This is a genomic window from Stenotrophomonas sp. GW821-FHT09E08 (assembly GCF_059416125.1).
The window spans coordinates 24994-48365 of the sequence record NZ_JBWKOO010000002.1; the positions used below are offsets into that span (position 1 = coordinate 24994).

25 protein-coding genes are annotated in these 23372 nt (G+C 67.2%); 14 read left to right on the top strand and 11 right to left on the bottom strand.

The features are described 5' to 3' along the window. From AC07M7_RS02575 to sufT, 4 genes are all read right to left on the bottom strand, one after another. The gene (locus AC07M7_RS02575; RefSeq protein ID WP_253078072.1) at nt 1–336 is read right to left on the bottom strand and encodes a transcriptional regulator; all 336 of its coding nucleotides are present in this window, start codon (nt 334–336) and stop codon (nt 1–3) included. Continuing rightward, nucleotides 333–989, bottom strand: a complete 657-nt coding sequence (locus AC07M7_RS02580) for a hypothetical protein (RefSeq protein ID WP_495206665.1) — start codon at nt 987–989, stop codon at nt 333–335. Before AC07M7_RS02580 ends, AC07M7_RS02575 begins: the two co-directional genes overlap by 4 nt. 173 nt (nt 990–1162) lie before the next feature. Further along, nucleotides 1163–2257, bottom strand: a complete 1095-nt coding sequence (locus tag AC07M7_RS02585) for a branched-chain amino acid aminotransferase (protein WP_046985216.1) — start codon at nt 2255–2257, stop codon at nt 1163–1165. Nucleotides 2258–2316: 59 nt separating this feature from the next. Further along, nucleotides 2317–2868 carry a putative Fe-S cluster assembly protein SufT gene (gene sufT / locus AC07M7_RS02590; RefSeq protein ID WP_004144911.1) on the bottom strand — a complete coding sequence of 184 codons (552 nt, stop codon included), beginning with the start codon at nt 2866–2868 and terminating at the stop codon, nt 2317–2319. A gap of 122 nt (nt 2869–2990) precedes the next feature. Between sufT and AC07M7_RS02595 the strand changes: the two genes are divergently transcribed. Continuing rightward, entirely contained in the window at nt 2991–3410 is a 420-nt protein-coding gene (locus AC07M7_RS02595) for a hypothetical protein (RefSeq protein ID WP_295380482.1), read from the top strand. A gap of 88 nt (nt 3411–3498) precedes the next feature. Here the strand turns inward: AC07M7_RS02595 and AC07M7_RS02600 are convergent, their stop codons facing one another. Together AC07M7_RS02600 and AC07M7_RS02605 are read right to left on the bottom strand one after the other, a co-directional pair. Then, the gene (locus AC07M7_RS02600) at nt 3499–4959 is read right to left on the bottom strand and encodes an NAD(P)(+) transhydrogenase (Re/Si-specific) subunit beta (RefSeq protein WP_046985214.1); all 1461 of its coding nucleotides are present in this window, start codon (nt 4957–4959) and stop codon (nt 3499–3501) included. Next, nucleotides 4956–5276, bottom strand: a complete 321-nt coding sequence (locus AC07M7_RS02605) for an NAD(P) transhydrogenase subunit alpha part 2 (protein ID WP_046985213.1) — start codon at nt 5274–5276, stop codon at nt 4956–4958. Before AC07M7_RS02605 ends, AC07M7_RS02600 begins: the two co-directional genes overlap by 4 nt. A 98-nt stretch (nt 5277–5374) precedes the next feature. On the opposite strand from AC07M7_RS02605, the gene AC07M7_RS02610 reads away from it, so the two are divergent. The 3 genes from AC07M7_RS02610 to AC07M7_RS02620 are packed head-to-tail and all read left to right on the top strand — an operon-like array spanning nt 5375 to nt 6748. Beyond that, nucleotides 5375–5959, top strand: coding sequence for an RNA polymerase sigma factor (locus AC07M7_RS02610; protein ID WP_495206666.1), 585 nt, complete (start codon nt 5375–5377; stop codon nt 5957–5959). Further along, nucleotides 5956–6282, top strand: a complete 327-nt coding sequence (locus tag AC07M7_RS02615) for a DUF3379 domain-containing protein (RefSeq protein ID WP_136639802.1) — start codon at nt 5956–5958, stop codon at nt 6280–6282. The genes AC07M7_RS02610 and AC07M7_RS02615 overlap by 4 nt, the downstream gene beginning before the upstream one ends. 4 nt (nt 6283–6286) lie before the next feature. Next, nucleotides 6287–6748, top strand: a complete 462-nt coding sequence (locus AC07M7_RS02620; protein WP_136639801.1) for a DUF3106 domain-containing protein — start codon at nt 6287–6289, stop codon at nt 6746–6748. 77 nt (nt 6749–6825) lie between these two features. Here AC07M7_RS02620 and AC07M7_RS02625 read toward each other — a convergent pair whose 3' ends face one another. Beyond that, nucleotides 6826–7905, bottom strand: coding sequence for an NAD(P) transhydrogenase subunit alpha (locus tag AC07M7_RS02625; protein WP_046985209.1), 1080 nt, complete (start codon nt 7903–7905; stop codon nt 6826–6828). Between the two features lie 52 nt (nt 7906–7957). Continuing rightward, nucleotides 7958–10279, bottom strand: coding sequence for a PacR family protein (gene pacR / locus AC07M7_RS02630; protein WP_495206667.1), 2322 nt, complete (start codon nt 10277–10279; stop codon nt 7958–7960). A gap of 331 nt (nt 10280–10610) precedes the next feature. On the opposite strand from pacR, the gene AC07M7_RS02635 reads away from it, so the two are divergent. Genes AC07M7_RS02635 through AC07M7_RS02650 form a run of 4 tightly spaced genes read left to right on the top strand, consistent with a single transcriptional unit; the run spans nt 10611 to nt 13504 of the window. Further along, nucleotides 10611–11189, top strand: a complete 579-nt coding sequence (locus AC07M7_RS02635) for a nitroreductase family protein (RefSeq protein WP_046985227.1) — start codon at nt 10611–10613, stop codon at nt 11187–11189. Next, entirely contained in the window at nt 11186–12163 is a 978-nt protein-coding gene (locus AC07M7_RS02640; RefSeq protein WP_248298516.1) for a 5'-3' exonuclease, read from the top strand. Before AC07M7_RS02635 ends, AC07M7_RS02640 begins: the two co-directional genes overlap by 4 nt. Beyond that, complete coding sequence (locus AC07M7_RS02645) at nt 12160–12714, top strand: NUDIX hydrolase (RefSeq protein ID WP_495206668.1); 555 nt, start codon at nt 12160–12162, stop codon at nt 12712–12714. Before AC07M7_RS02640 ends, AC07M7_RS02645 begins: the two co-directional genes overlap by 4 nt. Further along, entirely contained in the window at nt 12707–13504 is a 798-nt protein-coding gene (locus AC07M7_RS02650) for an N-formylglutamate amidohydrolase (RefSeq protein WP_295380489.1), read from the top strand. Before AC07M7_RS02645 ends, AC07M7_RS02650 begins: the two co-directional genes overlap by 8 nt. A 65-nt stretch (nt 13505–13569) precedes the next feature. Here the strand turns inward: AC07M7_RS02650 and AC07M7_RS02655 are convergent, their stop codons facing one another. After that, complete coding sequence (locus AC07M7_RS02655; protein ID WP_495206669.1) at nt 13570–14985, bottom strand: MFS transporter; 1416 nt, start codon at nt 14983–14985, stop codon at nt 13570–13572. Nucleotides 14986–15090: 105 nt separating this feature from the next. On the opposite strand from AC07M7_RS02655, the gene AC07M7_RS02660 reads away from it, so the two are divergent. Next, nucleotides 15091–15975 carry a LysR family transcriptional regulator gene (locus AC07M7_RS02660; protein ID WP_295380496.1) on the top strand — a complete coding sequence of 295 codons (885 nt, stop codon included), beginning with the start codon at nt 15091–15093 and terminating at the stop codon, nt 15973–15975. A 142-nt stretch (nt 15976–16117) separates the two neighbouring features. Here AC07M7_RS02660 and pip read toward each other — a convergent pair whose 3' ends face one another. Beyond that, on the bottom strand, nt 16118–17059 hold the full coding sequence (gene pip / locus AC07M7_RS02665; protein ID WP_046985204.1) for a prolyl aminopeptidase: 942 nt from the start codon (nt 17057–17059) through the stop codon (nt 16118–16120). Nucleotides 17060–17107: 48 nt separating this feature from the next. Continuing rightward, nucleotides 17108–17965 (bottom strand): peptide chain release factor N(5)-glutamine methyltransferase, encoded by an 858-nt coding sequence (prmC, locus tag AC07M7_RS02670; protein WP_495206670.1) that lies wholly within the window; start codon nt 17963–17965, stop codon nt 17108–17110. Between the two features lie 330 nt (nt 17966–18295). Here prmC and ahpC point away from each other — a divergent pair, with 330 nt between their 5' ends. From ahpC to AC07M7_RS02695, 5 genes are all read left to right on the top strand, one after another. Continuing rightward, on the top strand, nt 18296–18859 hold the full coding sequence (ahpC, locus tag AC07M7_RS02675) for an alkyl hydroperoxide reductase subunit C (RefSeq protein ID WP_004144811.1): 564 nt from the start codon (nt 18296–18298) through the stop codon (nt 18857–18859). A 225-nt stretch (nt 18860–19084) separates the two neighbouring features. Beyond that, on the top strand, nt 19085–20677 hold the full coding sequence (ahpF, locus tag AC07M7_RS02680; protein ID WP_136639796.1) for an alkyl hydroperoxide reductase subunit F: 1593 nt from the start codon (nt 19085–19087) through the stop codon (nt 20675–20677). An 85-nt stretch (nt 20678–20762) separates the two neighbouring features. Then, nucleotides 20763–21725 (top strand): LysR substrate-binding domain-containing protein, encoded by a 963-nt coding sequence (locus AC07M7_RS02685; protein ID WP_046985201.1) that lies wholly within the window; start codon nt 20763–20765, stop codon nt 21723–21725. A gap of 123 nt (nt 21726–21848) precedes the next feature. Next, entirely contained in the window at nt 21849–22253 is a 405-nt protein-coding gene (rnk, locus tag AC07M7_RS02690; protein WP_014036052.1) for a nucleoside diphosphate kinase regulator, read from the top strand. Between the two features lie 50 nt (nt 22254–22303). Further along, nucleotides 22304–23260 (top strand): transaldolase, encoded by a 957-nt coding sequence (locus AC07M7_RS02695; RefSeq protein ID WP_495206671.1) that lies wholly within the window; start codon nt 22304–22306, stop codon nt 23258–23260. The last annotated feature ends 112 nt before the right edge of the window (nt 23261–23372 follow it).

Sequence of the window (23372 nt, forward strand, 5' to 3'; positions counted from 1 at the left end):
TCAGGAGTCCTTTCGATCCGGATCGGGAATGCCGGCAACGATCGCCGCCAGCTGCGTGCGGTACTGGGCCAGGGCAGTGCGGCCCATCGGCGTCAACTGCAGGGTGGTCAGTGGGCGCTTGCCGCGGAACGACTTGTCGATGGCGACCAACCCTGCCGCTTCAAGCTTGCTCAGATGGCTGGAGAGGTTGCCCTTGCTCAACCCGCTGAGATGTTCGACAAATCCGAACTCGGCGGATTCGGCACCTGCCAGGATCGACAGGATCAGCAGGCGTGCTGGCTCATGGATCAAGCGATCGAGCTGGAGCAGCGCTCGGGAATCAGGCAGCTGGGTCATTCGACGTTCGTCCGCGCCGCCATGAACGCGCGCATCTCCACCTGCAGCCGCTGGAAGCGCTGGTGGTCACGCCAGCCGGCCACGATCAGTGCGATGGATGCCAGCGGGAACACGACGGTGCTCGCGCCGAAGCCATACGCCTGCCCGGTGAAGGCCAGCGCGGCCTGGCACAGCAGGAATACCCCCACAATGAACTCCAGCGGCGTACGCAGCCAGCGCCACACCACCCAGGGCAACAGTGCCACCACGACCAGGTAGCCAATCGCGCGCAGGTCCCAGGGGCGTTCGCCCATCGGCGCCAGCCGGGTCAGCACGCTGCCGATCACCAGCCCGCTCACCAAGGCGGTGAAGGCGATGAAGAAGCGCTGGAAGTTGCGCTCGGCCGGCGTCACCTGCTCCTCGACCTGGCCCAGACGCTGGTAGTAGCGACGCGCCAGCCACTGCTTGCCGACGATCCACAGCACCGGTACGGCGATCAGCACGACGCGCAGCGTCAGGGTGGTCGGCAACAGCGCGCCCGCAAGGAAGGATGCCAGACAGGCAACACCGCCCGCGATCGCCGACAGGCCACCGGCACTGCGCGAGTAACGCGAGTATTCACGGGTCAACGCCTGCAGGCGCGAGGAAGGATCAATGACGGACGGCTGCTGCATGACACGCTCCATCGGGGTCGCTTGAATTAAGTTTGCATTGCAAACCTATTTGCGTCAAGCGCCCGTCTGCTGCGGTCGACGGGCGGGCCACAACGCAGAAAGCCCGTCACTGGGACGGGCTTTCAAGAAGAGCCGCCGGGCATGGCCCGGCGCTACAGGTTCAACGCGGGCGATCAGCCCAGCTTGACCAGCCAGTTGTGGCGGTCCGGCAGGCGGCCGTACTGGATGTCGGTCAGTTCCTTGCGCAGCGACATGGTCACTTCGCCAGCCGGTGCATTGATGTCGCCCACCGAGAAGCCTTCGCCCTTGAGCTGGCCGATCGGGGTGACCACTGCGGCGGTACCGCAGGCGAACACCTCAGCGATGTCGCCGGAGGCCACGCCCTGCTTCCACTCGTCGATGCTGACCTTGCGCTCTTCGACCTTCATGCCGCGGTCGCGGGCCAGCTGCAGGATGCTCTCGCGGGTGATGCCTTCGAGGATGCTGCCGGACAGCTGTGGGGTGACCAGGGTGCCATCCTTGTAGACCAGGAACACGTTCATGCCACCCAGTTCTTCCAGGTACTTGCCCTCGACCGGGTCGAGGAACAGCACCTGCGAGCAACCCTGCGCCTGCGCCTTCTGCTGCGGCAGCAGCGAGGCGGCGTAGTTGCCACCGCACTTGGCGGCACCGGTGCCGCCCTTGGCCGCACGTGCGTACTCGGTGGACAGCCAGATCGACACGGGCGCCACGCCCTTGGCGAAGTACGGGCCGGCCGGGCTGGCGATCACGTAGTAGCCGGCCTTGTGCGCGCCGCGCACGCCGAGGAAGGCTTCGTCGCCGATCATGAACGGACGGAAGTACAGGCTCGACTCATCGGCCGACGGCACCCAGGCGCTGTCGACGGCGATCAGCTGCTTCAGCGATTCAACGAAGATCTCCACCGGCAGTTCCGGCAGCGCCAGGCGCTGCGCCGAACGCTGCAGGCGGCGGCCGTTGGCATCCGGGCGGAAGGTCCAGATCGAACCGTCGGCATGGCGGTAGGCCTTGATGCCTTCGAAGATTTCCTGGCCGTAATGCAGCACCGCGGCGGCCGGGTCCAGCTGCAGCGGGCCGTAGGCACGCACGTTGGCGTTGTGCCAGCCAGTGTCCTTGTCCCAACGCACTTCCACCATGTGGTCGGTGAAGTGCAGGCCGAAGCCCGGCTTCTCCAGGATCTGGGCGCGCTCTTCAGCGCTGCGCGGGTGGTCCGAACGGGTGACGGCGAAGCTGGGAATGGACTGGGACACCGGAGATTTCCTGTTCTGGTTGCGGGTAGTACCGGGCCCGCGTCACTGCGGGCCGTGGGTCAAAGCATGCCGGTCTCGAGCCGGGCAGCCTCGGACATCATGTGCTGGTTCCACGGCGGGTCGAACACCAGCTCGACGTCGGCCTCGGCCACCGTCGGGATCATTTCAAGCTTGCTGCGCACGTCGTCGACCAGGATGTCGCCCATGCCGCAGGCCGGCGCGGTCAACGTCATCTTTACGTCGATCTCGCGCTGTCCTTCGTCCAGGTGCTTGATCTCGACCTCGTAGACCAGGCCCAGTTCGACGATGTTCACCGGAATTTCCGGATCGAAACAGGTACGCAGCTGCTGCCACACCAACTGCTCCACCTGCTCGTCGGTCGCATCGGCCGGCAGCTCCAGCGGTGCCGGCGCCTCCTTGCCGATGGCGTCACCGTCCTTGCCGGCGATACGGAACAGGTTGCCTTCCACGAACACCGAATAGCTGCCGCCCAGCGCTTGGGTGATGTACCCATAGCTGCCGGCGGGCAGGGTCACGGTGTCGCCCTGCGGGACCATCACGGCCTCGCAATCGCGTTCGAAGTGGACAGGTTCGCTGCTACGGGAATACATGGGGACCGATATGGGGCCGTGGCCAAGGCCACGCAAGACGGCATTCTAGCCCAGCCGCCCTACCCTCGCCGGTGCACTGCGGCAAACCACAGTATCCTGTGGATGACTTTCAGGGAGCTTCGATGTCCTCCAATGCCGCGCGTGCCAGGACCGTGACCTGGCTCTGGCCCCTCATGCTGCTGCTGGGCCTGCTTGTTGCTCCCCTTGCCTGGATGGTGCTGGCGCTGATGACCGGCCGGCAGGTCGGCTGGATGGCCGTGGTGACCGCACTGGAGCTGGTGTTCATGCTGCGCATGGGCACGCTGGGGCCGGGCCGGTTGCGCATCACCCTGGTGGTGCTGGGCACGTTGCTGGTGGCTGCGGTGGCCAACTGGACCATCGCCAGCGCCTGGATGGGTGGCTCGATCGGGCTGGACCTGTGGGATGCGACCACGCGGATGGGTCCGCACCTGGCCTGGACGCTGATCACCCTCGCCAATGGCGCGATGGAATGGCTGTGGCTGGCCCTGGGTGTGGCTGTGGGCGCCTGGCTGGCACGCTGAGCGCGTAGATCCACACCATGCGTGGATGGCGGATGTTGGATGTGGGGTCAGAGCCCTTTCCTGCGGAAAGGGATCCGACCCCGTTCCCTCAATGCCCCCCGTCGAGCCCCTTCAGCTCACTGACCAGCGAGGCCGCGGCTTCTGCACCATCGCCGTACAGCATGCGGGTGTTGTCAGCGTAGAACAGCGCATTCTCGATGCCTGCAAAGCCAGTGCCCTTGCCGCGCTTGATCACCACCACGTTGCGGGCGTTGACCACATCCAGCACCGGCATGCCGTAAATGGGGCTGGCCGGGTCGGTACGCGCGACCGGATTGACCACATCGTTGGCGCCGATCACCAGCACCACGTCGGTGTTGGCGAATTCCGGGTTGATGTCATCCATGTCGGCGATCAGGTCGTAGGGCACGCCGGCCTCGGCCAGCAGCACGTTCATGTGCCCCGGCATGCGTCCGGCCACCGGGTGGATCGCGAACTTCACCTTCACCCCGCGTGCGATCAGCCGCTGTGCCAGCTCCCAGATCTTGTGCTGGGCCTGGGCGACGGCCATGCCGTAGCCGGGCACGATCACCACGCGTTCGGCGAAGGCCATCATCGCCGCCACGTCAGCTGCTTCGATCGGCTTCTGCGAACCGGAAATCGCCTGCGCCTCGCCCGCCGCAGCGCCGCCGAAGTTGGAGAACAGCACGTTGCGGATCGGCCGGTTCATCGCCTTGGCCATCAGCCGGGTCAGCAGGATGCCCGCCGCGCCGACCATCATGCCGGCGATGATCAATGCCTCGTTGCCCAGCACATATCCTTCGAACGACACCGCCAGGCCGGTGAACGCGTTGTACAGCGAGATCACCACCGGCATGTCGGCACCACCGATCGGCAGCGTCATCAGCACGCCCAGCGCCAGCGCCAGCACGAAGAAGGCGACGATCGCCCAGGTGTTGAGCGTGCTGGCCGCGATGATCGCCAGCACCACCACCGCCAGTGCCACCACCAGGTTCATCACCTGCTGCCCGGGCCAGGTCACGCGCTTGTCGAGGCGACCGTCGAGCTTGGCCCAGGCAATCACCGAGCCGGACAGCGACACCGCACCGATGGCCGCGCCGACCACCGCCAGCAGCAGCACCATGCCCGAGGGTTGGCGGGCAGCGAGGTCGGCCAGCGCCTGTGCGCTCCAGTGGCTGGTATCGCGGTTGGCGAGGAAGGCGTAGCGCAACAGTTCCACTGCACCGATGGCCGCGGCCGAGCCGCCGCCCATGCCGTTGTACAGGGCCACCATCTGCGGCATGTCGGTGATGGCGACCTTGCCGGCCGACCACCACGCCAGGCCGGCGCCCAGCAGCAGCGCCACCAGGATCAGCGGCACGTTGTGCAGCTCGGGCAGGAAGAAGGTGGCCACGGTGGCCAGCAGCATGCCCAGCCCGGCCCAGCGGATGCCGCTGCGTGCAGTCAGCGGCGAGGCCATGCGTTGAAGGCCGAGCAGGAACAGCGTGGCGGCGACCAGGTAGCTGGCCTTGACCAGCCAATCGAGCAGTTCGATGGTGCTGATGTTCAAGCCTGCGGCTCCTTCGGTTCGTCCTTGTCGCGCTTGGGCGCACTCGGCTTGAACATTTCCAGCATGCGTGCGGTGACCACGTAGCCACCGGCGGCATTGCCGGCACCGAGCACCACGGCCAGGAAGCCCAGTGCCTTTTCCAGCGGCGTCTGCGCGTGACCCAGCACCACCATCGCGCCGATCAGCACGATGCCGTGGATGAAGTTGGACCCCGACATCAGCGGGGTATGCAGGATCACCGGCACCCGCGAAATGATCACGTGGCCGGCAATGGCCGCCAGCATGAAGATGTACAGCGCTACGAACCCGTCACTCACTGGCAACGCTCCCGCTCTGTCTTCGTCGCCCCATCATAACCATGGGCTGAACCCGGCGCGCGCCCGGCGTCAACCAAAGCCGCGCTCACGCGTTGCCAATGGTGACCCCGAGCGAGGAACCGTACCCTGTGCTGGTGAGCAGCCACCTCCCCCCGAGCGCCGAGACCGATGCCCTGCCGGCATCGCTGGAGGCGTTCCTGGCCAGCGTCGGCCCGCGTGCGTTCCGCTTCGCCGAGGCCGGCCTGCGCCAGCGCGAGGATGCGCTGGACGCGGTGCAGGATGCCCTGCTGCGCATGCTGGACTACGCCGACAAGCCGGCCGCCGAATGGGCACCGCTGTTCTGGAGCATCCTGCGCCGGCGGGTGATCGACCTGCAGCGCCGGCGCCGCTTCCGCCTGCCGTTCTGGCGTGACAACCAGGACGCCGACGGCGGCGAGATCGACTGGGCCGACCCCGGCCCCGACCCGTCGCAGGCGCATGAGCAACACCAGCAGTACCAGCAGCTGGTGCAGGCACTGCGCACCCTGCCCGCCCGCCAGCGCGAGGCCTTCACCCTGCGCGTGCTGCAGGACCTGGACGGGGCCACCACCGCCCGCGCCATGGGCTGCAGCGAAGGCGCGGTAAAAACCCATCTGGCACGCGCCCGGCAAGCGCTGCAGGACTACCTGGAGACCCACCCGTGAACCGCCCCCTGCCTTCCGATGACACCCTGCGCAGCCTGCACGCGCAGTCGCTGCAGGCGTTGTCGCCGGCGACGCTGGCACGGCTGCGCCAGGCCCGCCATGGCGCCGGCGCGGCCCATCGCGGGCGCTGGCGCTGGTGGCTGGCCAGCGCCTGTTCGCTGGTGGTGGCACTGGGTATCGGCCTGCAGTTCACTGGCCATGGCACGCTGACGGGCCCTGCGCCAGCACCGGTGCTGGCGGCAGTGGAAGACAACAGCGCGCTGTACGACGAGAATCCTGATCTGTACCTGTGGCTGGGCGACAACGACCTGGCGATGGAGTGAACCCATGTCCCGACTGCATACCCTGCCACTCTTGCTGGCCCTGTCGCTGTTGCCGGCCGTCCCGGCGCTGGCACAGAGCGCCGCACCCGCTCCTGCTCCGCGTCCCGTGCCGACCGCACCGCTGCCGGCATGGGAACAACTGAGCGACGCCCAGCGCGAATCCCTGCTGGCGCCGCTGCGCGACCGCTGGAACAGCGCCGACGCTGGCCAGCGCCAACGCATGCTCTCGCATGGCCAGCGTTGGCAATCGATGAGTCCGGAGGAACGCGACAAGGCCCGCCGTGGGCTACGCCGCTTCGAACACATGAGCCCGGAGCAGCGCGAGCAGGCGCGTGCCCTGTTCGGCCAGATGCGTGATTTGCCACCTGCGCAGCGCGACGCCCTGCGCGAGCGCTGGTCACAGATGACGCCGGAACAGCGCAAGGACTGGGTGCGGGAAAATCCGCCGCCGGCGAAGCCGCGGTAACACGGTAGCGCCGGGCCATGCCCGGCGGATCCAGTGCCTTCCGCTGCGCTCGCCGGGCATGGCCCGGCGCTACCGGGTCACGCCTGCCAGCGCGTCTTCGCCAGCAGCTCGTCGTCCCAGTCGAACGCCAGCTGCCCCTCACGCACGAACAACGCGACGAAATTCAGCAGGTTGCGCGCGTACATCTCGCTGGCCTGGGTCGCGCCGCGACTGGCCAGCCCCAGCGGGCCATCGATGGTCACGCCCTGGTGCTCGATGCACTCACCCGGCCGGGTCAGCGCGCAGTTGCCGCCACTTTCGGCGGCCAGATCAACGATCACGCTGCCGGTGGCCATGCCTTCCACCATTGCGGCAGTCACGATCGTCGGCGCCGGTCGCCCCGGTACCGCTGCGGTGCAGATCACCACATCCACGCTACGCAGATGGTCGGCCAGCCGGCGCTGCTGTTCGGCGCGCTCTTCATCGGTCAGCGCACGCGCGTAACCGCCTTCGCCTGCCGCGCTGACGCCCAGGTCGAGGAAACGCGCCCCCAGCGACTGTATCTGCTCGCGGGTTTCCGGACGCACGTCGAAACCTTCCACCTGCGCACCCAACCGGCGCGCGGTGGCGATGGCCTGCAGGCCGGCCACGCCGGCACCGATTACCAGAACCTTGGCCGGACGCACGGTTCCGGCTGCCGTGGTCAGCATCGGGAAGAAGCGCGGTGCGCGCTCGGCCGCGATCAGCGCGGCCTTGTAACCGGCCATGCCGGCCTGCGAACTGAGTACGTCCATCGCCTGCGCGCGGGTGGTGCGTGGCAGCTGCTGCAGGGGGAACAGGTGCAGGCGGTCGTCAGCGGCCAATGCTGCAAGCGCCGGATCACTGGCCGGGGTCAGCAGTCCGACCACGCTGGCGGCGGGTTTGAGCTGCTCCAGCACCGCCGCCGGCGGCGCCTGCACGCACAGCAGGATGTCGATCTCGCCCCAACGGCTGGCGTCGAAGACCCGCGCGCCGGCATCGTCATAGGCAGCATCGGTGAAACCGGCAGCGAGGCCGGCACCGGCTTCGTACCAGACGCTGACGCCCAGCGCGCCGAGCTTGCGCGCGGTTTCCGGCGTCAGTGCCACGCGCCGTTCGCCCGGCGCGGTCTCCTTGATCCCCAGCAACGCCACGGCCATGCAGGTCCCCGCTGATCGGTGTGTTTTCCCGATCCTAGCAGGCCGTCACTGCTCAGTGCAGGGTGGCGTTGCCCGGGTCCAGCCGATCGATCACGCCCTGCATGGCGCTGTCGAAGGCGCCGTCGTCAACGTGGGCACGCAGGCGGCCCAACCGCACCATCACCGCCAGTTCCTCCGGCGAAGCCACGCAGAAGCGCACGCCACGGCGGTTGACGAACAACAGGCGCGAGGAAATCGGGCTGACCCAGGACAGCTTGCCGGCCTGGACCTTGCCGTCCTTGTCGACGAAGTCCAGCCAGTTACCGATCTCCATGCGACGGAAGCGATCGGCGTCGGCATTGTCGAAGTCATCGGCGTCGATCTGGCCGCTCAACTCCACTGCGGGCGACTCGGCCACCGGCGGCGCCGGCAATGCGACCTGCGGCAGCTCCGGCAGCGCGCGCTGCAGTTCCGGGCGCGACTCGGCGATGCCCTGCAACGTGTCATGCAAGGCGTCGATCGCCCCCGTAGCCGCATCGCCGTGCACGCCGACGCTGGCAAACACCTTGGCCAGCACCGGCTGCCAGGCCTGCAGCCACGGCTTGCCGACAATCTGCCGGCGTGCCTCGGCCACTTCCTCCAGGAGGCCGTCGCCGAGGCTCAATGCCTCGGCCACCGACGCGCCTTCTTCGCCCTCGCGCAGCAGCGCCAGGGTCAGGTGGTGCTGCCACGGCTGGCGCAGAAACTCGGCAATGGCCGGCGGCAGGGAAGCATCGCCGATGCGGCGGTCCAGTTCGGCGCCGGCACGGCTGCGAGCCATTTCCAGCTTTTCCTGGCCACGCTGCGTTTCGGCGGCGCGACGCTCGGCAATTTCCACGCGGCGGCGATGCTGCACGAGGAATTCGCGGAACTCTTCTTCCAGGGTCAGGAAGATGGCCAGGTTCTCGTTGAACTCGGCCACCAGGCGCTCGATGATTTCCTCGACCTTGGCCATCAGCATGCGCTCGGCCTGGCTCTCGCCGGTGTTGCCTTCGCAGGCCTCGGCCAGCGAGTTGAGCAGCTTGCGCGCCGGGTGGGTCTTCTGCACGAACATGCGGCGATCAAGCATGGCGACCTTGACGAAGGGCACCACCAGACGGCCGATCAGTTCGCGCGAGCGGCCCTCCAGCTCGCGTTCGTCCAGCATCACGTCGAACAACATGCCGACCAGGTCGATCGCATCTTCGTCCTGCGGATCCAGCCGGCTCTGGCCGGGGTCGACGCCAAGCCGGGTGGCGCTGGACAGGACTTCGCTCTTCAGCCGCTGCGCCAGCGATTCGCCGTCCTCACCGATGGCTGCGCGCAGGGTCGCGCTGGGCGTGGCCTGCAGCAGCGACAACACCGACATCATCTCGCGCTGGCTCAACGGGCGATGCTGGCCAACTGCAACCTGTGCGGCCGACGTTGCATCCTCGCGCACATGGCGGGTCTGCTGCAGCAGTTCGTGCAGCGCTTCCAGCAGCATGCCCTGCTGGCCCACGTAGGCCTCGCCGGTTCCGCCGTCTTCGCCAGCCAGATGCTGCTGCATGTGGCCGCGGCGCTCGGACCAGCGTGCGGCGAAGCGCTGCGCCCACGCCGGTGCGGCCTGTTCGTCATCGCCGGATTCAGCATCGAAGCCCACGCCCTGACGCTGCTCGACCAGATCGTCCAGGCCTGAAGGCACGCGCGGCTCGGGCGCGGCTGACAACGGACGCTGCTGCGCCCCCATCTGCGACATCACCCCGGCAGCAGCCAGTTGTTCGTCCAGCTTCTCGTAGATGCGGCCCACCGGCGCGCGCAGGTCGCGCTCGCACAGCTTGATCAGCACCAGATGCACTTCCGGGGCCAGCTCGCAGCCGGCAAAGGCTTCGTGGATGGCCACGCCCAGGTGCTCGGGGCTGATCGGGTTGTGGTCGGCATCCAGTTCGGGTCTACCGATCAGCCGGCCCAGGCGGCGATCCAGCCGCGCCAGCACCGGCTTGAAGTCGCGCAGCAGCACGGTGGCGAAGTTGCGCACCGCCAGCCGCGATTCCAGTACGTGTTCATCCAGCAGGCTGAGGCTGTCCTCGGCCGGACCCGACAGGGTCGCCTCGGCCGACAGCGGCTCACCGCTGGCCAACGCATCCCAGGCCAGCTGCAGGTGGCTGGCGAAGGCGGCAGCAATGTCCTCGCGGCGGCGGCGCAGTTCGCGCATCGCATCAAGGAACAACAGCTGCGACGAGCCGGCATTGCCGGCACGGTCGAACAGGGCATCGTCGAAACGCGCCAGTGCGGCCCCGAAGGCCTGGCACAGGGCAGGCAGGACCACCTCCCGGGCACGCTGGAGCTGTGCCGGGTCACGGCCCGGCGATCCCATCGGTGTGGGCGCGCTCATCATTCGGGAAGGCTCCCCACCTTCTCTGGTTCGACAGACAGCATGGACATCGCGACGACCGGTACACCCCATGTACCGGTACGTCGATGGTAGGCCGGCCAGCCCATCACGGACAGTGAAACAGTCCTCACTTCAAACCTCATGACCGGCGGCCCGGCAAGATAGATATCGTAAGCCGTGCAAGGCCTGCGAGGCGAGGGGAAGCGGCCGTCCTTTTCCCGCCAGTGGCATGACGTTCATCACAGTTTGATATTCAAGGTCCGGACGCGACACAAACGGCGTCTTTGACCACCCCGACTATAATCAAACACCCGTGATGACCGGTTCAGACTCCATGCCCGACCCCGCCGCCCTGCTCGCCCTGGATGCCCGCCGCTCAGTGCCCTCGCGGCAACTGGGCGAGCCTGGACCGGACCCGGCTACTCTGCAGCGGATGCTGGTCTCCGCGGTGCGTGTGCCTGACCACGGCAAGCGCGTGCCGTTCCGCTTCCTGAAGATCGCTGGCGATGCACGTCACACTCTGGGCGACTTCCTGGCAGAGCGCAGCCGCCAGCGCGACCCGCACGCGGGCGACGCCGTGTTCGAGAAAGACCGCCAGCGTTTCAGCCATGCGCCGTTGGTGATCGTGGTGGTGACCAGCCCGCGCCCGGACCCGAAGGTGCCCGAGCAGGAACAGCTGATGACCGCCGGCTGCGTCTGCTTCGCCCTGCTGCAGGCCGCGCAGGCGCTGGGCTTCGGTGCGCAATGGCTGACCGCCTGGATGGCCTTCGATCCAGCCGTGCATGCCCATCTGGGCTTGGCCGAGGGCGAGGGCATCGCCGGCTTCATCCACATCGGCACGCCGAAGGCCGAAGTGCCCGAGCGCGAGCGCCCCGATGCCGCCGCCCTGCTGCAGGACTGGACCGGGCAGTGAGCGCCGTAAGTGTTCCGCCGGTGCCGCCGCCGCTTTATCTGGTCGATGCCAGCATCTATGTGTTCCGCGCCTGGCATTCGCTGCCGGACGAGTTCCAGGACAGCCAGGGCTGGCCGACCAACGCCGTGCACGGCTTCGCCCGCTTCCTGCTGGACCTGCTCGAGCGCGAACGCCCCCGGCACATCGCCATCGCCTTCGACGAGGCGCTGGACAGTGGCTTCCGCCATCGCCTGTATGCGGCCTACAAGGCCAACCGCGACCCGGCGCCGGAAGCGCTGAAGCGCCAGTTCGTGCACTGCAAGGCCCTATGTGCGGCGCTGGGCCTGGTGGTGCTGGCACACCACGATTACGAAGCCGACGACCTGATCGGCAGCGCGCTGCACCAGCACCGGCACAGCCATCGCGGCCTGATCATCTCCGCCGACAAGGACCTGTCGCAGCTGCTGCTGGACCACGATGAGCAGTGGGATTACGCACGCAACCAGCGCTGGAACGTAGCCGGGGTGAAGGCGCGGCACGGCGTGCATGCGCACCAGATCGCCGATTACCTCGCGCTGTGCGGCGATGCGGTGGACAACATTCCCGGCATCAGCGGCGTGGGCGCCAAGTCGGCGGCGGTACTGCTGGCCCATTTCGGCAGCCTGGACGCGTTGTACGAACGCCTGGACGAAGTGCCCTTCCTGCGCCTGCGCGGCGCCGCCCAGATGGCCGTGCGCCTGCGCGAACAGCGCGAGCACGCCCAGCTCTGGCGGCAGCTGACCACCATTGCCCTGGACGCGCCGCTGGAAGGCTGCCAGCCCGGCCTGCTGCGGCAGTCAGCCGACCCGGAACTGCTGGGCGGCCTGTGCCAGGCGCTGCGCTTCGGCCCGCTGACCCGCCGCCGCCTGTTCAACGCCGCAGGCGTGAACGATCCCGGCGCTGCCACCACAGCCGGCATGTCCGACCCTTTCCCCACTTCCAGCGAGCCCGCATGAGCCAGAGAAACACCGAAGCACCGCGCGTCGTTTACGAAGGCAAGTACCAGCGCATGGTCGTGCGTGGCACCTGGGAATACAGCGAACGCACCCACGCCGGTGGCCTGGCGGCGATCATCATCGCCGTTACCCCGGAGGACAAGATGCTGTTCGTCGAACAGTTCCGCGTGCCGCTGCAGGCGCCCACCATCGAGATGCCGGCCGGCCTGGTCGGCGACGTCGATGCCGGCGAATCGATCGAGGTCTCGGCCGTACGCGAACTGGAAGAAGAAACCGGCTGGACCGCCGATCACGCTGAAGTGCTGATGATCGGCCCGACGTCCTCCGGCGCCAGCAGCGAGAAGATCGCCTTCGTCCGTGCCACCGGCCTGCGCCGGATCGGCGAAGGTGGAGGCGATGACAGCGAGGACATCACCGTGCACGAGATCCCGCGTGCACAGGCGGCGGCGTGGCTGGTGCAGAAGATGGGCGAAGGCTACGAGCTGGACGCCAAGCTCTGGGCCGGCCTGTGGATGATCGAGCATCACCTGGACGGGCGCCCACGTGGCTGACGCCGACCTGCACTCACTACCGGCGCTGCTGGGTGCCGGTGATCCTGCGATCTACACGATCCACCGGCCGCAGGGCGCTTCGCCGTACCTGCTGCTGGCCGACCACGCCGGCCAGCAGGTGCCGCGCGCCCTCGCCGGCCTGGGCTTGCCGCAGGTCGAACTGGATCGCCACATCGGCTGGGACATCGGCATTGCCGGCACCACCCGCGCACTGGCCGAACGGCTGGATGCCTGGGCAATCGAACAGACCTATTCGCGGCTGCTGATCGACTGCAACCGCCCGCTGGCCTCGCCGACGCTGATTCCGGAAGTGAGCGACCACACCGTGGTACCGGGCAACGCCGGGCTGTCGGCGGCGCAGCGGCAGCAGCGCATTGATGCTGTCCACGCGCCGTACCACGCACGCATCGACGCGGAACTGGACGCACGCCGCGATGCCGGTCGCCCCACCCTGCTGGTCATGATGCACAGCTTCACCCCGGCGATGAACGGCGCACAGCGACCGTGGCATGCCGGCGTGCTGTACCACCAGGACACGCGTTTTGCCCATGCCTTGCTGCAGGCACTGCGCGAGGAAGGCGATCTGGTGGTGGGTGACAACGAACCGTATTCGGTCAGCAGCACCAGCGACTACGCGGTACCTGTGCATGGCGAGGGCCGCGGTCTGGTGCATGTGGAACTGGAAATCCGCCAGGATCTGATCGCCGATGCCGCCGGGCAGCTGGCGTGGGCGCAGCGGCTGGCGCGGATCTTCAGCGCGTTGCAGCCGCAGTTGCTGGCATTGGGTTGAACGCGCGTGGATCCATCCCGGGTTGGTAGTGCCGGCCGCTGGCCGGCAACCTCAGGGTAGTTGGGTCATTGTGTTTGCCGGCCAGCGGCCGGCACTACCACTACTGTTGCCGGGCGCAGGCCCAGCGCGATGACCACGCCGAACGCGGCGAACAGCGCGGCGCCGTACTGTGCATTGACCATGCCCTGCAGCGCATCAGGGCTGGTTGCCGCCTGCATGCCGCGCGCGGCGTTGTCCACCATCACCAGTACCGCCAGTCCCAACGCGCCGCCGATCTGCTGTGCGGTGGCGGCCATGCCGGACGCCACACCCTGCTGCGGCCCCGGCACGCCGTGCCCGGCCACGATCCACATCGCCGTCCAGCTCATGCCCTGGCCCACGCTGAGCACCACGATGCCCGGCAGCAGCGGCCAGTAGCTGGCGCCATGCGGCATCGCCAGCGCCACCGCGGTGATGCCGATGGCACCGGCGGCGAAGCCCCAGGCCAGCACCTGCCGTGGCGAACGGCGCCGCAGCATGCGTTCGGCAATGCGGATGCCGAAGGTGCACACCAATGTCGGCAGCAGGAAGGCCATGCCGGCCTGCAGCGGGCTCCAGCCATAACCATCCTGGAAGTAGAGCGCCAGGAAGTAGTACTGCACGCCATAGCTGCTCATGAAGGCGAAGGTCAGACCGAGCGCCGCGCGCAGGCCGGGCAAGCGCAGCAGCGCGAACTGCATCAGCGGGTCACGGCTGCGCTTTTCGATCTGCACGAACACCGTCAACAGTACGGCTGACAGCAGCAGGCAGATGAGCGTGGCCGGCGCAGTCCAGCCCCATTCCGGGCCCTGCACCAAGGTGGTAACCAGCAGGCTGCCGCCGGCGGTGACGGTGAGGCAACCGGCCAGGTCGAAGGAACGGCCGTGCACGCGCGGGCCGTCGGCCGGCAGCCACGCACCGGCAGCAAGCGCGCAGGCGGTGGCCAGCGGCACGATCACCGCCAGCACTGCCGGCCAGCCGAACGCCTGGGTCAGCACGCCACCAAGCAGCGTGCCCAGCGCCAGACCAACTGCGCTGGCCATGCTCCAGATCGCCAGCGCACGATTGCGCACCGGGCCTTCGGCGTACAGCGTGTTGATCAGCGCCAGCGTGGCCGGGAACAGCAGCGCCGCCCCGACGCCTTGCGCGGCGCGCGCGATGATCAACAGCGTGGCATTCGGCGCCAGCGCGCCGAGCAGCGAGGCCAGCGCGAACAGCAGCATGCCCAGCCGGTAGAAGCGACGGCGGCCAATCAGGTCGGCGGCGCGCCCGCCCAGCAGCAGGCTGCCACCGAAGGCCACGGTGTAGGCACTGACCACCCATTGCAGCTGCTGCGCATTGATCTGCAGCGCGCGCCCCATGTCATGCAGGGCGACGAAAATGATGGTGGCATCCAGGGCGATGATCAGCTGGGCGGTGGCGAGCAGGGTCAGCGCCCAGCGCGGGTATTTGAGGGGAGGCATCGGCGGTCTGGCACGGTGGGGGAACGCAGTCTCATTGATGCAGCCCAATCAATAAACCCCTAAGCGACCATATCTGTCATGATTTTCAGCATGAATGCAGCATCGATGGACCTCAACGCAGTGCGCATGCTGGTGCAGGTGGCCGAAGCCCGCAGCTTCACCGTGGCCGCCGGCCAGCTCGGCCTGAGCCAATCCGGCCTGTCGCGCGCGATCGGGCGGCTGGAGGCCAGCCTGGGAGTGAAGCTGCTGCAGCGGAACACCCGCAACGTGGCACTGACTCCGGACGGCCGCCAATTCGTCGAACAGGTGTCGCCGCTGCTGGCCGGCCTCGACGATGCCGAGCGGCAGTTGGCCGACCGTCCGTGCACGCCCTCAGGCACGCTGAAGATCAGCGCGCCGTCGATGTTCGGGCGCAGGGTGCTGGTGCCTTTGCTTGGGCCGTTGCTGCAGCAGCATCCGCACCTGCAGGTGGAAGCGGTACTCAGCGACCGCCTGGTGGATCTGGTGGAGGAAGGCTTCGACGCCGCCCTGCGCACCGGCACCATCGCTGATCAGCGCATGGTGGCGCGTCCGTTGAAGCCACTGCGCTGGGTGACGGTGGCAAGCCCGGGTTACCTGGCCCGCTGCGGCGCGCCGGTCGATGTGGCGGCGCTACAGGATCACGCCTGCCTGGCGGTGCGCAACCTGCGCAGCGGCCGGCTGGTGGACTGGCAGTTCCTGCAGGACGGGCAGCTGCGCGAGGTCACGCCGCCGACGCGGATGGTGTTTGACTGCGGCGACCCGTTGGTGGAGGCAGCGATTGCGGGCATCGGCATCGTGCAGGTGATGGATTTCGCGGTGGCCGACGCGTTGGCCGATGGCCGCCTGCAGCGCGTGCTGCAGCCGTTTGAAGGCCGCAGCCGCGCGCTGTCGTTGATCTATCCGCCTTCGCGGCAGCATTCACCGAAACTGCAGGTGCTGGCCGACGCGTTGCTGGCCGGGGATTGGTAGATCCACGCCTTGCGTGGATGAGCGTTGGTAGCGCCGGGCCATGCCCGGCGAGCCGCATTGCGGCGGCGGAATGGAATGCCGCCGGGCATGGCCCGGCGCTACCGGTAAGGCGTTGCCGGCCAGCGGCCGGCACTACCTGCAATCAGGCGAAGCTGTCCGTCGCGCGCACCAGCGCGTCCACGTTCTCGGCTTCGAACGCCGAGTGACCCGACGCCGGGGTGATTTCCAGCTTCGCCTTCGGCCAGACCTTGGTGAGGTCCCAGGCGTTGGCCAGCGGGCAGACCACGTCGTAGCGGCCATGCACGATCACGCCCGGGATGTCGGCGATGCGGTGCGCGTCGCGCAGCAGCTGGTCTTCCACTTCGAAGAAGCCACCGTTGACGAAGTAGTGGTTCTCGATGCGTGCGAAGGCCAGCGCGAAATGCGGGTCTTCGTGGCTGTTGATGAAGTCGTCGTCCACATGCAGGAAGCTGGTCGCGCCTTCCCACACCGCCCACGCCTTTGCCGCTTCCAGGCGAGTGGTTTCGTCTTCACTGGTCAGGCGGCGGTGGAAGGCCGAGATCAGGTCATGACGTTCCACCGACGGGATCGGCTTCAGGTAGTGCTCCCACGCATCCGGGAACAGGCGGTTGGCGCCTTCCTGGTAGAACCATTCCAGCTCCCAGCGACGCAGCATGAAGATGCCGCGCAGGACCAGTTCGGTCACTCGCTGCGGATGGGTTTCGGCGTAGGCCAGCGCCAGGGTCGAGCCCCAGCTGCCGCCGAACACCTGCCAGCGATCGACCTTCAGATGCTCGCGCAGCTTCTCGATATCGGCGACGAGGTCCCAGGTGGTGTTGTCCACCAGGTCGGCGTGCGGGATGGAACGACCGGCGCCGCGCTGGTCGAACAGGATGATGCGGTACTTGGACGGGTCGTGGAACTGGCGCATTTTGTCGCTGCAACCACCGCCCGGGCCACCGTGCAGCATCACCACCGGCTTGCCGTCCGGGTTGCCGCACTGTTCGAAGTACAGCGTGTGGCGGTCGTCGACCTTCAGGGTGCCGACGTCGTAGGGGGTGATGGCGGGGTACAGCGTACGCATGCTTGCAGCTCCAGGGTGATGCCCTGCCGGGGCAGGAGAACCTCCATTCTAGGCCGGACGCTGGCCCAGGGTGATCCGGTCGCGCTGCTCCAGGTCCTGCACTGTCTGCACATCGGTGAAACCCGCCGCCTCGAACAGCGCGCGGATCGCGGCGCCCTGGTCCCAACCGTGCTCGATCAGCAGCCAGCCGCCGGGCAGCAGGTGGGCCTGGCCACCATCGACGATGCGGCGGATGTCGTCCAGGCCATCCACGCCGGAAGACAGTGCGGTGGCCGGTTCAAAACGCAGGTCGCCCTGTTCCAGGTGCGGATCATCGCTGGCGATATACGGGGGATTGCTGGCGATCAGGTCGAAGCGCGCGCCCTGCAGCGGCGCATACCAGTCGTACCCGCCCTCGGCGAAGCAGACGTTGCGCAGCTCATGGCGGGCCGCATTGCGCGCAGCCACAGCCAGTGCACCCGGGCTGGCATCGGTGGCCAGCACCTGGGCCTGTGGCCGCTCGCTGGCCAGGGCCAGAGCGATGGCACCGCTGCCGGTACCGAGGTCGGCCAGCTGCAGCGTGCGTTCCGGCGGCAGGCGCTCCAGCGCCAGCTCGACCAGCAGTTCGGTCTCCGGTCGCGGAATCAGGGTGGCCGGGTCGACTTCCAGATCCAACGTCCAGAAACCGCGGCGACCGGTCAGATAGGCCACCGGCTCGCCGGCCACGCGGCGTGCCAGCAACGCTTCGAAGGCAGCCTGATCGGCGGTGGCCAGCGGATCGGTGGCATGCGCGAACAGCCAGCTGCGTGGGCGGTCCAGCACGTGCAGCAGCAGCAGTTCGGCCTCGTGGCGGGCCTCTACGCCGCCGAGGCGGGCACTGGCCTCGGCCACGACCTGGCGCAGGGAGGGTTCGGGTTGGAAAGGCATTCCGCAATTGTAGAGCCGAGCCCATGCTCGGCTGCTGTTCGCGGTAGACCCAGCCGAGCGTGGCTCGACGCTACAAAAACCTGCGATCCGTTCAGGTTCCGCCGGAGGGAATAAGGAGGGGCTATCGGCCCCTTTCCATGCCTTGGGAAGATTTCTCTTGTCACACAGGCAGTTGCAGGATGAGGGTGGCAAGGTTCAGTGTCAGCTCATGGCCTTTTGATAGACTGCACCTATCAAATAGATGCAATCAATGGATTGTTCTTATCGATAGCGAGCCGGTAACCTAGGTCCTGTCGATTCACCCACTCCCCTTCACCCAGAGGAAAAACGATGTCCCTGATCAACACCCAGATCCAGCCGTTCGAAGCCAATGCTTACCTGAATGGCGAGTTCATCAAGGTTTCCGACAGCACCCTGAAGGGCCAGTGGTCGGTCCTGATCTTCATGCCGGCCGCCTTCACCTTCAACTGCCCGACCGAGATCGAAGACGCCGCTGACCATTACGCCGAGTTCAAGAAGGCCGGCGCCGAGGTCTACATCGTCACCACCGACACCCACTTCTCGCACAAGGTGTGGCACGAAACCTCGCCGGCTGTCGGCAAGGCCCAGTTCCCGCTGGTCGGCGATCCGACCCACCAGCTGACCAACGCCTTCGGCGTGCACATTCCGGAAGAAGGCCTGGCCCTGCGCGGCACCTTCATCATCAACCCGGAAGGCGTGATCAAGACCCTGGAGATCCACTCCAACGAGATCGCCCGTGACGTCTCCGAGACCCTGCGCAAGCTGAAGGCTGCCCAGTTCACCGCCGCCAACCCGAACCAGGTGTGCCCGGCAAAGTGGAAGGAAGGCGAGAAGACCCTGACCCCGTCGCTGGACCTGGTCGGCAAGATCTAAAGCAGTACCGGCCTGCCGTGGCCCCACGCCACGGCGCGCCTTTCATCCCCGTGCCGGTCCCCCCGCCGGCGTGGGGGTGAACCCAAGACAGCCAACGCTCGCCCGCCTTGGCCAGCCAGCCCCTTCCACGGTCGCTGTCTTGGGTTCACCCCTACCCCCTGCTGGTCCGCTACCTTCTACAGCGGTGCCACGCCCCCTGTTTGCCTGAAGCCAGGAGATGACCCGATGTTGGACGCCAACCTGCAGTCGCAGCTGAAGACCTATCTGGAGCGCGTGACCCGCCCGATCCAGATCACCGCGCACGCCGATGACGGCGCCAAGTCGCAGGAAATGCTGGAACTGCTGCAGACCCTGGACAGCCTGTCGGACAAGATTTCGCTGCAGGTGCTGCGCGATGGCCAGGGCCGCGTGCCGTCCTTCGACCTCGGCACCCCGGGCCAGGACATCCACCTGACCTTCGCCGGCCTGCCGATGGGCCACGAGTTCACCTCGCTGGTGCTGGCACTGCTGCAGGTCGGCGGCCATCCGTCCAAGGCCACCGCCGAGTTGATCGAGCAGGTGCAGAATCTGGAAGGCGACTACAGGTTCGAAACCTACTTCTCGCTGTCCTGCCAGAACTGCCCGGACGTGGTGCAGGCGTTGAACCTGGCCGCGGTGCTCAACCCGCGCATCCAGCACGTAGCCATTGACGGCGCCCTGTTCCAGGACGAAGTCGAGAAGCGCGAGATCATGTCGGTACCGACCGTGTACCTCAACGGTGAAGTGTTCGACCAGGGCCGCATGACCCTGGAGCAGATCGTGGCCAAGCTGGACACCAACGCCGGCAAGCGCGATGCCGAGAAGATCGCCGCCAAGGACGCCTTCGACGTTCTGGTGGTGGGCGGTGGCCCGGCCGGCGCCGCAGCGGCGATCTACGCCGCGCGCAAGGGCATCCGTACCGGCATCGCCGCCGAGCGTTTCGGTGGCCAGGTGCTGGACACCATGGCGATCGAGAACTTCATTTCGGTGAAGGAGACCGAAGGCCCGAAGCTGGCCACGGCGCTGGAACAGCACGTGCGCGAGTACGAAGTGGACATCATGAACCTGCAGCGCGCCAGCGCGCTGGTGCCGGCCGGTGAAGACGGCCTGGTGCAGGTGCAGCTGGAAAACGGCGCGGTGCTGAAGTCGCGTTCGGTGATCCTGTCCACCGGCGCACGCTGGCGCCAGATGAACGTGCCGGGCGAAGACCAGTACCGCAACAAGGGCGTGGCCTACTGCCCGCACTGCGATGGCCCGTTGTTCAAGGGCAAGCGCGTGGCGGTGATCGGCGGCGGCAACTCCGGCGTGGAGGCAGCCATCGATCTGGCTGGCATCGTGTCGCATGTAACCCTGCTGGAATTCGATTCCAGCCTGCGCGCCGATGAAGTGCTGCAGAAGAAGCTGCGCAGCCTGGCCAATGTCACCGTGCTGACCAGCGCACAGACCACCGAAGTGCTGGGCGACGGCAGCCGCGTCACCGGCCTGGTCTACAAGGACCGCGTCGGCGGCGACGCCCACCGCGTCGAGCTGGAAGGCATCTTCGTGCAGATCGGCCTGCTGCCCAACACCGAGTGGCTGAAGGATGTGGTGGCGCTGTCGCCGCGTGGCGAGGTGGTCATCGATGATCGCGGCCAGACCAATCTGCCGGGCGTGTTCGCCGCTGGCGATTGCACGACGGTACCCTACAAGCAGATCATCATTGCCATGGGTGCCGGTTCGACCGCCGCATTGAGTGCGTTCGACCACCTGATCCGCTCGTCGGTGAGCAGCAGCAGTGGTGCTGTTGCTGAAGCTGCCTGATCCATCGTTCCCAGATCACCGGGAACATTGTCTGCCTGTCGGGTAACCATGCCGTCAGCCGGTCCGTTACCCCTGGGGTGTAAGGATGAACCTACGTGATCTGAAGTACCTGGTAGCCCTGGCCGACCACAAGCATTTCGGCCGGGCTGCCGCCTCCTGCTTCGTCAGCCAGCCGACGCTGTCCACGCAGATCCGCAAGCTGGAAGAAGAGCTGGGCCTGCCGCTGGTGGAACGCGCACCGCGCAAGGTGATGCTGACCCCGGCCGGCCAGGAAGCGGCGGCACGGGCACGCGTGATCGTGTCCGAGGTGGAACAACTGAAGGAAGCCGCACGTCGCAGCCGCGATCCGGAAGCGGGTACGGTGCGCCTGGGGATCTTCCCGACCCTCGGTCCGTACCTGCTGCCGCATGTGATTCCGCGCATCCGCGATCGCTTCCCGGAGCTGGAACTGCTGTTGGTCGAGGAAAAGAGCGATGTGCTGCTGGACCGCCTGCGCGAAGGCAAGCTCGACGCTGCGCTGCTGGCACTGCCGGTGATCGACGACCAGCTGCATGCCGAGTTCCTGTTCGAGGAACCGTTCCTGCTGGCTGTTTCCGGGCGCCACCCGCTGGCCCGCCGCGAACATCTGGACGTGCAGGAACTTGCCACGCAGAAGCTGCTGCTGCTGGAAGACGGGCATTGCCTGCGCGACCAGGCACTGGAAGTCTGCCGCCTGTTCGGTGCCAACGAGAAGTCCGAGTTCCGCGCCACCAGCCTGGAAACGCTGCGGCAGATGGTCGCTGCCGACGTCGGCATCACCCTGCTGCCGAGCCTGTCGGTGCAGCCGCCGGTGCCGCGCTCGAACAACATCCGCCTGCTCGACTTCACCGGCGAAGGCCGCCCCAGCCGCCGCATCGCCATGATCTGGCGCCGCAGCTCGGCCATGAACGACTTCCTGATGGAGCTGGCCGACCAGTTCAAGCGCCTGCCACAGGCGCTGTTCACCCTTGATGCGTTGAATGCCACCAGCGACGCGACCGCCTTGCCCGGCCCCGCGCTGAACGGCTGATCCCCCGCAGCACCGGCCCGGAATCGGTGGGAGTCGATTCCGGTCGCATTTGTCCCCACAATACAGACAGGCGGCGCCAGCAGGTGCCGCCTTTTGCATGGCTTTCAACCAAGGAGCTTCACCATGAACACCGCCAGCGGCCTGCCGCCGTCGATCACCGTTTCTACCTTCGACATGGACCGCCTGGACGCCATGCTCGAATCCCCTGCGCTGAGCCAGACGCCTGCCGCGCTCGCGCTTGCCGAAGAACTCAACCGTGCCACCGTGCTGGCACCGGACCAGATTCCCGAAGGCATCGTCATGATGCATTCGCGCGTGGAGTGCGAAGATGAAGTGTCGGGCGAGAAGCACGTCCTGACTCTGGTCTTCCCCCGCGAAGCCAACGTCGATGAAGGCAAGGTTTCCGTGCTGGCCCCGGTCGGCAGTGCCCTGCTTGGTCTGGCCATCGGCCAGAGCATCGACTGGAATGCGCCCGGCGGCCGCAAGCTGCGCCTGCGCGTGACTGCGGTCCACAACGACCGCCCCTGATTACCGCTGCGCACCGCGCGCGATTCGATCCCCCTGCACCAGGAGCCGTAATGAGTACCCCGTCCAAACTGTCCCAGCTGCGCGAACTGTCCGTGGTCGTTGCCGATACCGGTGACTACGAGGCAATCAAGCGCCTGCAGCCGGTGGACTGCACCACCAACCCGACCCTGGTGAAGAAGGCGCTGGACCTGCCGGTGTACGCCGAGCTGATCGAACGCGAACTGGCCTGGGGCCGCCAGCAGGGTGGCGACCGCGAAGCCGTGGTGCATGCCGTGGCCGACCGCCTGACCATCGGCGTCGGCGCGCTGCTGAGCACGCTGGTGCCGGGCCGCGTGTCCACCGAAGTGGACGCCGACCAGGCCCACGACACCGCTGCCACCGTGGCCAAGGCCCGCCAGTTCATCCAAATGTACGCCGATGCAGGCGTGCCGCGCGAGAAGATCCTGATCAAGATCGCCGCGACCTGGGAAGGCGTGGAAGCCGCGCGCGTGCTGCAGGCCGAAGGCATCGACTGCAACCTGACCCTGATCTTCAACCCGACCCAGGCGCTGGCCTGCAGCGAAGCCGGCGCGTTCCTGATCTCGCCGTTCGTGGGCCGCATCCTGGACTGGTACGTGGCCAACGGCCAGACCCCGGCCAGCATCGATGAAGATCCGGGCGTCGTGTTCGTGCGCGGCGTGTACGCCGAATTCAAGCGCCGCGGTTCGCCGACGGTGGTGATGGGCGCCTCGTTCCGTTCGACTGCGCAGATCGAAGCGCTGGCCGGCTGCGACCGCCTGACGATTTCGCCGGACCTGCTGGAGAAGCTCGACGCCGACCACGGCGAGCTGCCGCGCAAGCTGGTGGCCGGTGCCGCTGAAGCGGTGCAGGTGACGCCGATCGACGCGGCAAAGTTCGCAGCCGACCTGGCCGCCGATCCGATGGCGACCGAGAAGCTGGCGACGGGTATCGATGCGTTTGCCAAGGATCTGCAGGCGCTGCGCGAGCGCATTCGCTCGGAACTGTGATTCCAGCCAACGGCTGAGCCCCTCGTGGCGGGGGGCTATGAGCAAAAGCCGCGCTTGGCCGGGCGGGTTGGGTTCGCGGGAGACGCCGTGAATCCGTCCCTGGAGGCTTGGC

Coding starts and splice junctions, on each gene's coding strand:
- AC07M7_RS02620 (WP_136639801.1), top strand. CDS start 6,287: ATGTCCCGACTGCATACCCTGCCACTCTTGCTGGCCCTGTCGCTGTTG.
- AC07M7_RS02660 (WP_295380496.1), top strand. CDS start 15,091: ATGGACCTCAACGCAGTGCGCATGCTGGTGCAGGTGGCCGAAGCCCGC.
- AC07M7_RS02610 (WP_495206666.1), top strand. CDS start 5,375: ATGGTGACCCCGAGCGAGGAACCGTACCCTGTGCTGGTGAGCAGCCAC.
- AC07M7_RS02625 (WP_046985209.1), bottom strand. CDS start 7,905: ATGGCCGTGGCGTTGCTGGGGATCAAGGAGACCGCGCCGGGCGAACGG.
- AC07M7_RS02580 (WP_495206665.1), bottom strand. CDS start 989: ATGCAGCAGCCGTCCGTCATTGATCCTTCCTCGCGCCTGCAGGCGTTG.
- AC07M7_RS02685 (WP_046985201.1), top strand. CDS start 20,763: ATGAACCTACGTGATCTGAAGTACCTGGTAGCCCTGGCCGACCACAAG.
- AC07M7_RS02635 (WP_046985227.1), top strand. CDS start 10,611: ATGCCCGACCCCGCCGCCCTGCTCGCCCTGGATGCCCGCCGCTCAGTG.
- rnk (WP_014036052.1), top strand. CDS start 21,849: ATGAACACCGCCAGCGGCCTGCCGCCGTCGATCACCGTTTCTACCTTC.
- AC07M7_RS02695 (WP_495206671.1), top strand. CDS start 22,304: ATGAGTACCCCGTCCAAACTGTCCCAGCTGCGCGAACTGTCCGTGGTC.
- sufT (WP_004144911.1), bottom strand. CDS start 2,868: ATGTATTCCCGTAGCAGCGAACCTGTCCACTTCGAACGCGATTGCGAG.
- prmC (WP_495206670.1), bottom strand. CDS start 17,965: ATGCCTTTCCAACCCGAACCCTCCCTGCGCCAGGTCGTGGCCGAGGCC.
- AC07M7_RS02655 (WP_495206669.1), bottom strand. CDS start 14,985: ATGCCTCCCCTCAAATACCCGCGCTGGGCGCTGACCCTGCTCGCCACC.
- ahpC (WP_004144811.1), top strand. CDS start 18,296: ATGTCCCTGATCAACACCCAGATCCAGCCGTTCGAAGCCAATGCTTAC.
- AC07M7_RS02595 (WP_295380482.1), top strand. CDS start 2,991: ATGTCCTCCAATGCCGCGCGTGCCAGGACCGTGACCTGGCTCTGGCCC.
- pacR (WP_495206667.1), bottom strand. CDS start 10,279: ATGATGAGCGCGCCCACACCGATGGGATCGCCGGGCCGTGACCCGGCA.
- pip (WP_046985204.1), bottom strand. CDS start 17,059: ATGCGTACGCTGTACCCCGCCATCACCCCCTACGACGTCGGCACCCTG.
- ahpF (WP_136639796.1), top strand. CDS start 19,085: ATGTTGGACGCCAACCTGCAGTCGCAGCTGAAGACCTATCTGGAGCGC.
- AC07M7_RS02575 (WP_253078072.1), bottom strand. CDS start 336: ATGACCCAGCTGCCTGATTCCCGAGCGCTGCTCCAGCTCGATCGCTTG.
- AC07M7_RS02645 (WP_495206668.1), top strand. CDS start 12,160: ATGAGCCAGAGAAACACCGAAGCACCGCGCGTCGTTTACGAAGGCAAG.